2 rRNA genes are annotated in these 292 nt (G+C 50.3%); both read right to left on the bottom strand.

The window, feature by feature from the left end:
• Window positions 1-98, bottom strand: a 5S ribosomal RNA gene (gene rrf, locus ACZ9XP_RS17950); the annotation flags it as partial.
• 104 nt (window positions 99-202) lie between these two features.
• Window positions 203-292: ribosomal RNA gene (locus tag ACZ9XP_RS17945) — 23S ribosomal RNA — on the bottom strand; the annotation flags it as partial.

The following is a 292-nucleotide window of genomic DNA, read 5'->3' as shown; positions in this document are numbered from 1 at the left end:
ACTTTCACACAGGTATCTGCACTATCATCGGCGCTGAGGCGTTTCACGGTCCTGTTCGGAATGGGAAGGCGTGGGACCACCTCGCTATGGCCACCAGACATAAACTGTCACAAACTCGAAGAAGCCAGGCTGGATTTGTTTTCCAGCCGGTAGAATTTTTGTATCACCAGCGCTTCATCATCAACAAAGCAACTCAAATGATAGGATCAAGCCTCACGAGCAATTAGTATCGGTTAGCTTAACGCCTCACAGCGCTTCCACACCCGACCTATCAACGTCCTGGTCTCGAACG

This window comes from Vogesella perlucida (assembly GCF_979366545.1).
This window is presented reverse-complemented; position numbering and strand designations above follow the sequence as displayed.